Origin of the sequence: Paenibacillus beijingensis, assembly GCF_000961095.1 — a bacterium.
Lineage (GTDB): Bacteria > Bacillota > Bacilli > Paenibacillales > Paenibacillaceae > Paenibacillus_O > Paenibacillus_O beijingensis.
The window spans coordinates 2,432,841-2,440,000 of record NZ_CP011058.1 but is presented as its reverse complement, the minus strand read 5'-3'; the positions used below and the strand labels follow the sequence as shown (position 1 = coordinate 2,440,000).

The window sequence follows — 7,160 nt, the reverse complement described above, 5'->3', positions numbered from 1 at the left end:
TAAAACAACACCGCCTGCAAGCCGGCAATTAACGCAACACCCGGTATGCCGAGCACAACCACCGTGCCGATCGTCGTCGGATTTAGCGGAATTTGCACGCCTGGAATCACACTCAAGCTGTTAAGCAGGTAAAGCACAACTGCTGCCGCCGTCAAATGAAGCGCAAAGCGGCTGAACCAGGCCCATGAGATCCGCTGCCGGACAACAATTGCAATCAGCAGCAGCGAGGAGACTGCAAGCATCGCCGACCATACCCACTTCACCCCAGCGCCCCCCCTTTCCAGGCCGGCCATGATTGCGCCATTCTTTTAGCCTGTCGTATCAGCATCTCATAACGTTTCTGGGCCGTCTCGACTGCATAAATCGCGTAATCGATCTGATCGGCACCTGTGGCGTTCTCAAAGTGATGCTGAGCGTGCAGCCAATCCCTGTGCGCTTCCGCAATTTCGTTTCTTAACCGTTCGATTTCATCCATTGCTGCGGCGGACCGATTCTTGACCGCTTTCGCCTCTGCTCTTGCCGCCCCGCTGAACCGCTGCCATCCGACCATTTTCTATACCGCCCCTTTCGGCTTGTCCGCCTGTTTCCGAAATTCGCTGATATTATTCTATAAACGAAAAGGGGCATTTAGAACGAACGAAAGTAGCGTCTAACAAAAAAAGCCGCCATAGAGGCAGCGGTGGAGCAGTTGGGGAAACGAGAAGCCGTGAGAGCCGCCGCAATCCATCGATCATGGGCCGGCTATCTCAGCTCGCGGCGGCCTTCCAGTGCTTTGGAAAGCGTAACTTCATCGGCATATTCCAAATCGCCGCCAACGGGAAGACCATGGGCGATACGGGTAATGCGAATGCCGAACGGCTTGATCAGTCTCGACAAATACATCGCCGTCGCTTCCCCTTCAATATTCGGATTGGTGGCCAAAATAAGTTCCTGCACCTGTTCGTCGCCAAGCCGGTTCAGCAGCTCGGCGATGCGGATTTGATCCGGCCCGATCCCTTCGATGGGCGATATGGCGCCCTGCAGCACATGATACATGCCCTGAAATTCTTTTGTCCGCTCCATCGCCACAAGATCCTTCGACTCCTGGACGACGCATATAACGGAGCGGTCGCGCGTTTTGTCCTGGCAGATGCGGCAAGGATCGGTATCGGTAATGTTGCAGCAAACCGAGCAAAAGTGGAGGTTTCGCTTCACGCTCACCAGCGCTTTGGCAAAATCGATGACGTCGTCTTCTTTCATCTTTAAGACATGAAAAGCAAGGCGGGCCGCCGTCTTGGGGCCGATACCGGGCAAACGGGTGAAGGAGTCGATTAATTTGGCTATCGGTTCGGGATAATACATCCAAAATCAGTCCCTTGCATAAAGTCGGACGGCTTCTCCGAAGGAGGAGAAGCCGTCCGGTCATTCCGCCGACGACAAGTCGGGTTCATAAAAAATGCGGGGATCCCTGGTCCTCCTAATGGATCGGACAGCAGCAAGTGCGGGCATCCCCTTTTTTCTTCAGTTCTAGAACAAGCCCGGTATTTTCATTCCGCCCGTAAATTTGCCCATATCTTTATTAGCCAGCTCATCGGCTTTGGCCAGAGCATCGTTAACCGCCGTAAGTACGAGGTCCTGAAGCATTTCCACATCGTCAGGGTCTACCGCTTCCGGTTTAATCGTAATTTGGGAAAGTTTCTTATGTCCGTTTGCGACAACCGTCACCACACCGCCGCCGGCCGTTCCTTCAACCGTTTTGTTCGCAAGCTCTTCCTGTGCTTTAAGCATTTGCTCCTGCATCTTTTTCACTTGTTTCATCATTTGGTTCATATTGTTCATTCTATTCACCTCATCGTTAAGATTCTTGTTTCATTTCCACCAAATCCTCGCCAAACAGCTTGATCGCTTCCTCAACCCATTCGGGGCGGGCCGGAGCAGTATCGTCATGCCGCAGCTCCAGCGTCTCGGCAGGCGCTGCGGCCGCTCCCTCGGAGGCGGCCTGCCATTCCTTCTGCATGACCGTCGCCAGCTGCATCGGCTTGCCGAACGCTTCGTTAAGCACCTTCTCGATCAATTCGCGGTTCGCCTGCTTTTCGGTCGTTTCGCGGTGAATCGTATTTTTGAACGCAACCAGCACCGTACCGCCCGATACGGATACCGGCTCCCCGTCCACGAGCCAGGCATGGACCGTTACCCGGGCGTCTTTGACGCGGGCGAGCACTTCGCTCCATTTCATGCGGACCTGGGCCGTATCCGGCTCGCCCACAGCCGCAAGGAACGGCTCCAGCTTGACGGTGCGGCTTACGCCGCCTCCCGATCGCTGCGCGAACCCGCCACGCGAGCCGCTGCGGATGGCGGAGCCGCCTCCTGCCGCCGCAGCGGATGCGCCGGCTCCGCCGTTGTCGGCTGCGGGAGCCTGACCGCTTCTGAGCAGCTGCTCGAGCCGCCGCTCCAGCGAGTCGATGCGCTGCTGCAGCCGGACGACTTCGCCGGAAGCAGCTCCGCCTCCGGTAGCTCCGGCAGCCGCAGCTGCGGAAGGATCCGCGGCCGCCCGTTGCGCCGCCCCCGGTTCGTGCGCGGCGACCGTTTCCGCCGGCATCGTGCACAGCTTCAGCAGCGCCACTTCAAACAGCGCTTGCGGCTGCGAAGCATGCCGGAGCTCGGCTTGATACCGGTTAAGCTCCTCAATCATGCGGAACAGCCGCCCCGATTCGAACGAATCCGCCATCGCCCGGAAACGTTCGGCGTCGACGATCCGCCCGGTGCTGCCCGCCCCCTGCGGGGCGAGCTTAAGCACGAGCAGATCGCGGAAATAGTAAATGAGATTTTCAATACATTTGTCCGCGCTCTTGCCGGCCTGCATCAACTGCTCCACAAGCGGCAGCACGGCGGCGGCGCTGCGGTCCCGCACGGCTTCCGCAAGCTGGCCGAACTGTTCCGCCGCGATGCCGCCGGTGGCGTCAACCGCGCCTTCCAGCGTAATGCCTTCGCCGCCGAATGCCGCAACCTGCTCCAGCAGGCTGATCGCGTCGCGCATGCCGCCGTCCGACAATCTGGCGATGTAAGCAAGCGCATCGTCATCGGCTTTGATGTCTTCCTCCCGGCAGATGTCCTGCAGCCGCTGCACCTGTTCCTCCAGCGACACTTGACGGAAGTCAAAGCGCTGACAGCGGGAGATGATCGTGGCGGGCAGCTTATGCGGCTCGGTCGTGGCTAAAATAAAGATCACGTGCCCGGGCGGTTCCTCCAGCGTCTTCAGAAGGGCGTTAAACGCTTCTGAAGTCAGCATGTGCACCTCGTCGATAATATACACTTTATAGCGTACTTCCGACGGCGCGTACCGGACGTTATCGCGGATTTCGCGGATTTCGTCAATGCCCCGGTTGGAAGCCGCATCGATTTCCAATACATCCATAATCGCGCCTGCCGTTATTCCGCGGCATGCCGCGCATTCGTTGCACGGTTCCGGAGCCGGTCCCCGCTCGCAGTTAACCGCTTTGGCAAAAATTTTGGCGGCGCTTGTTTTTCCCGTCCCCCTAGGACCGTTGAACAGGTAAGCATGCGAAATACGCCGCTCGCTGATCGCATTTTGCAGCGTTTGTTTAATATGCTGTTGTCCCACCATGTCCCGGAACGTCTGCGGACGCCAAGCGCGGTACAACGCAATGTGAGCCACACGCAACTTCCTTTCGAATCGGTTCTGAAGGCTTACCTCGTTTTTCTATTATACATTAGAGCCCCTTGTGCGGCAAAAGGAAAACGCCTCGTCGCGCGCTTTCCCGAATCTGCGGGCAACAAGGGGGAAAGGTGCCGAAAAAATCAAAAACACCTGTACCGTGTCATATCCGTTAACCGAAGAAACGAATAAATGACACCGTTCAGGTGTAACCTTTAAGTATGAACCGTGCACCTGCCGTTGATCTATGCGATCCGAACGGCACCTCTGATCCCAGCTCGGGCCAGGCACTCCTCCGGCACATGAATTAACCTGCTTACGGCTGCTTCCTTCCGGACCTGACCGGGTTCACAGGCATCCATTGCGGAGGACCCGTCCGTCAACACCTTTCACAGCTGCCAGACTTCACATCGGCACGACCTAAGGCAGGAGTTCAACCTCGCTGCAGCGGATTGCGAGTTACAGGGCACCGCTACCTCCCCATCTAGCACGGTAGACATAAGTATAGCGGATTCTGCCGCGCTGTGCAACCGCTGGTACAACTTGGCCGAATTCGGCCTTCACCCGGTGCCGGCGGCAGCAGTCTTCTTCCCGATCCATAAAAAAACCTCCCGCCAGACGAAGCTGGCTGAGGGAGGTTCTTGTATCCTGCGGTGCAGGCAAATGTTAGATGCCGTATTTCTTTTTGAACTTGTCGACACGACCACCGGCGTCCAGGAACTTCTGCTTACCCGTGAAGAACGGGTGGCATACGGAACAGATCTCAACGCGCAGGTTCGGTTTGATCGAACCGGTCTCGAACGTGTTGCCGCAAGCGCAAGTCGCGGTAGTGATGTGGTACTTCGGATGAATACCTTCTTTCATCTCGTTCACCTCTTTCTGCCCTGAGTCAACAGGCGGACCCAGAGTTATAATACACATGTAGATCAAGTATAGCACGCGCCGCACTCTGTTGCAATATGAATTCGTCGCCTGCTGTTCTCCCTTACTCGACCTCCCTCAATCTCTCGACGATCGTTGCCTTGGACAGCATTCGATAGGCATAGACCGTAACCGTGTAAGAGATGATGGCGAGCATCGGAATAACCGCCGCAACTGGCAACACATTCATATGGAAAACGGTAAACGCCATGTTTTCCGCTATGTTTTTGGCGACCAGATAGGTCAAAAGCAGGCCAGCCGTCCCAACGATTAACGTCGTAAACAATACGCTGTAAAGCCCCTCGTAGACGAGCATTTTCTTCATCTGCTTCCGGGTCATGCCGATGCTTTCAAGGACGGCAAATTCATTCCGCCGGGTAATGACGCCGGTAATGACCGTGTTCATATAATTGAGCACGCCGATCAGTGCGACAATAAAGCTCAGTCCGTAGCCGACCGTTTGAAAGATGCGAATAAAACCGTCCAGTTCCTTCTTGTAATCTTCCCTGGATTTCATCGTCAGGCCATTATTAGAGTCGGTTATCGCCTTTGCGGCATTTTCCACCTGGTCCAGCTTGGCGGGATCCGCATGAAGGGTGGCCGACAGAATCAGCGGATTCTTGAACGCCGTTCTGAACTCGGCAGCCGGGAAGAAGACCTTGTAGCCGGCGGTATTATAATGTTTCGTTCCCGCCGCATAGAGCGCTTCCACCTTCAGCACCGCCATGACCTCATAGCTTTTCTCCATACCGTCCGGCTTTATTTTGTCCCCAGGTTTATAGTAGCTGATATAATCGTCCCCTCCCAAAATCGCTTCGGTAATCAAGGCGTAATCGCCCGAGTTGAACTTCTTCCGGTCAAACGTTCCGGCCACGATGTCGCTTTTCTGAATGACGTCGTACCATCCGCTGTCGATACCGTGAAGCTGAAGATCGATCTCTCCTCTCTTCAGAATGGATGTAAATGAGGGGGTATTAGGATCTTCGGCCGCCGCCAAAGGTTCCAGCACCGCTCTTATCGTATCGTCGACGGCGAACGTGTCCGGCTTGAAATAGACGTTGTCCACACCCTCTACGCCGTCAATCGCGCCGAGCGCCCTGCTGACGTCCGCAGTCAGCGCGCTGCGGCTCTTGTCAATCCGTCCCCGTGTGTCAGTTTCGGCTTTTACGACGAAATCGCCTGAAATAAAAGCGTTCAAATATTTATTCATGTCAAGCGAAGAAATGACCGTGAAGATCATGCTGAACAGCGTAATGCTGAGCGACAGTGAAGCCAGCATGAGCAGCAGCTTCTTCTTCTGCCGGAGCAGGTTGCCGAGAGACATTCTGGACAGCTTCGCCCCGTTTACGGATCGCTTCACTTTCCTTCCGCCGCCGCCGCTTACCCCGGAATACCTCACTGCCTCTACCGGCGAAATTTTCGCTGCGGTTCTGCCGGGCCTGCTGGCAGCGACCCGCAACGTCATATACGAAAACAACGCTGCGCCGATGAAGATGATCGGACTGGCCGAATAGGCGGGCTCCGCCTCCGAAGAGACTGCCGTCATCAAGGACGCGACCCACCGCCCGATTCCGTAGCCTGAAGCAAGCCCGATGGGCAGCGCCGCCACGTATAAGCGATTCGCCTGGATGGAGATGATTTTCCGAACCTGCCTGGGTGTCGTCCCGATCGTCTTCAACAAGCCGTAGAACTTGATGTCTCTCACGACCGAGATGTGAAAAATATTGTAAATCAGCAGATACCCGCTCAGCATAATGATCAAGATCAGTGCCACATACGGGATGACGTTCATAGGATTTTCAAACAGAGATACGCTTGCGTAGGCCCAGTTTACGCCGTAAGGCGCATCCAATCCGGTATCAGACAGCACGTTCCGGATCTTCTTCTCGATGCCGAAAGAATTGTTAAACATGACATCGAGTCTTGTCGTATTGACATAGGTGCCGTGAGCTTTCGATTGCTCGGGGTCGATGTGCGAGACGTAGTTCCACACAAACGCTTCCGATACGAAAGCCTGACCCGACATCGCCACATATTGATCCGCTTCAAAAAAACCCGACAGCACGAATTCCTTCGATACCGCCTTGCCGTCGATGTCGATATCCAGACTGAATGTCGCCCCTGTTTCGTGGGGAACGCCCAACAAATCGAGGATCCATGTACTCGTCGCGATTTCGTTCTCGCCGTCAGGAAGCCCGCCCTCCACAAAGTTGACGAAGCTGTGTTTGGCTATGCTCGAATCGATTTGGCTAATTTCGAGCGGGGCTGATTTGAACGCATCGCCGATGGCGTTGCCGACCAAGACAGTCTTCCCGTACTCTTTAACGGAAGGATGTCGGATCAGCTTCTCCGCCTCTTCCGATGTCAGGTACTTAAAGCTGCCGTGAAAATCGCTGCCCGCGGTCTTCATCTTGGCCCGTTCCATCGACTTGTTAATGCTGAGCGCCATCGTAAACACCGAGGTGAGCAGAAGCGTAGTCAGCACGACCGCACTTACGATGACGACGTTCCGCAACCGATTCGCCTTCAGGCTTTTTATTGCAAGCTTTGATACGGTCTTCCCGTTATTGGTCCGGATCATCAT

7 protein-coding genes and 1 other RNA gene (1 of these 8 only partly in view) are annotated in these 7,160 nt (G+C 55.4%); all 8 read right to left on the bottom strand.

The window, feature by feature from the left end; genetic code table 11:
* A protein-coding gene (locus VN24_RS10990) for a pro-sigmaK processing inhibitor BofA family protein (RefSeq protein ID WP_045670445.1) crosses the window boundary here: on the bottom strand, positions 1–263 show its 5' portion. The gene continues 1 nt to the left of window position 1, outside the view; the window shows 263 of its 264 coding nt (coding positions 1–263); its start codon is at positions 261–263; the stop codon is cut by the window's left edge — 2 of its three bases fall inside, at positions 1–2.
* Positions 260–550 carry a YaaL family protein gene (locus tag VN24_RS10985; protein ID WP_045670444.1) on the bottom strand — a complete coding sequence of 97 codons (291 nt, stop codon included), beginning with the start codon at positions 548–550 and terminating at the stop codon, positions 260–262. Before VN24_RS10985 ends, VN24_RS10990 begins: the two co-directional genes overlap by 4 nt.
* A gap of 191 nt (positions 551–741) precedes the next feature.
* Entirely contained in the window at positions 742–1,341 is a 600-nt protein-coding gene (recR, locus tag VN24_RS10980; RefSeq protein ID WP_045670443.1) for a recombination mediator RecR, read from the bottom strand.
* Positions 1,342–1,506: 165 nt separating this feature from the next.
* The gene (locus VN24_RS10975; protein WP_045670442.1) at positions 1,507–1,818 is read right to left on the bottom strand and encodes a YbaB/EbfC family nucleoid-associated protein; all 312 of its coding nucleotides are present in this window, start codon (positions 1,816–1,818) and stop codon (positions 1,507–1,509) included.
* A 16-nt stretch (positions 1,819–1,834) separates the two neighbouring features.
* A complete protein-coding gene (dnaX, locus tag VN24_RS10970) occupies positions 1,835–3,655 on the bottom strand; it encodes a DNA polymerase III subunit gamma/tau (RefSeq protein ID WP_045670441.1) in 1,821 nt (606 codons plus the stop codon).
* Positions 3,656–3,881: 226 nt separating this feature from the next.
* An RNA gene (gene ffs / locus VN24_RS26885) (signal recognition particle sRNA large type) lies at positions 3,882–4,148 on the bottom strand.
* Positions 4,149–4,321: 173 nt separating this feature from the next.
* Positions 4,322–4,519 (bottom strand): 50S ribosomal protein L31, encoded by a 198-nt coding sequence (gene rpmE, locus VN24_RS10965; RefSeq protein WP_045670440.1) that lies wholly within the window; start codon positions 4,517–4,519, stop codon positions 4,322–4,324.
* Between the two features lie 121 nt (positions 4,520–4,640).
* The gene (locus tag VN24_RS10960) at positions 4,641–7,157 is read right to left on the bottom strand and encodes an ABC transporter permease (protein WP_045673193.1); all 2,517 of its coding nucleotides are present in this window, start codon (positions 7,155–7,157) and stop codon (positions 4,641–4,643) included.
* Between the last annotated feature and the right edge of the window lie 3 nt (positions 7,158–7,160).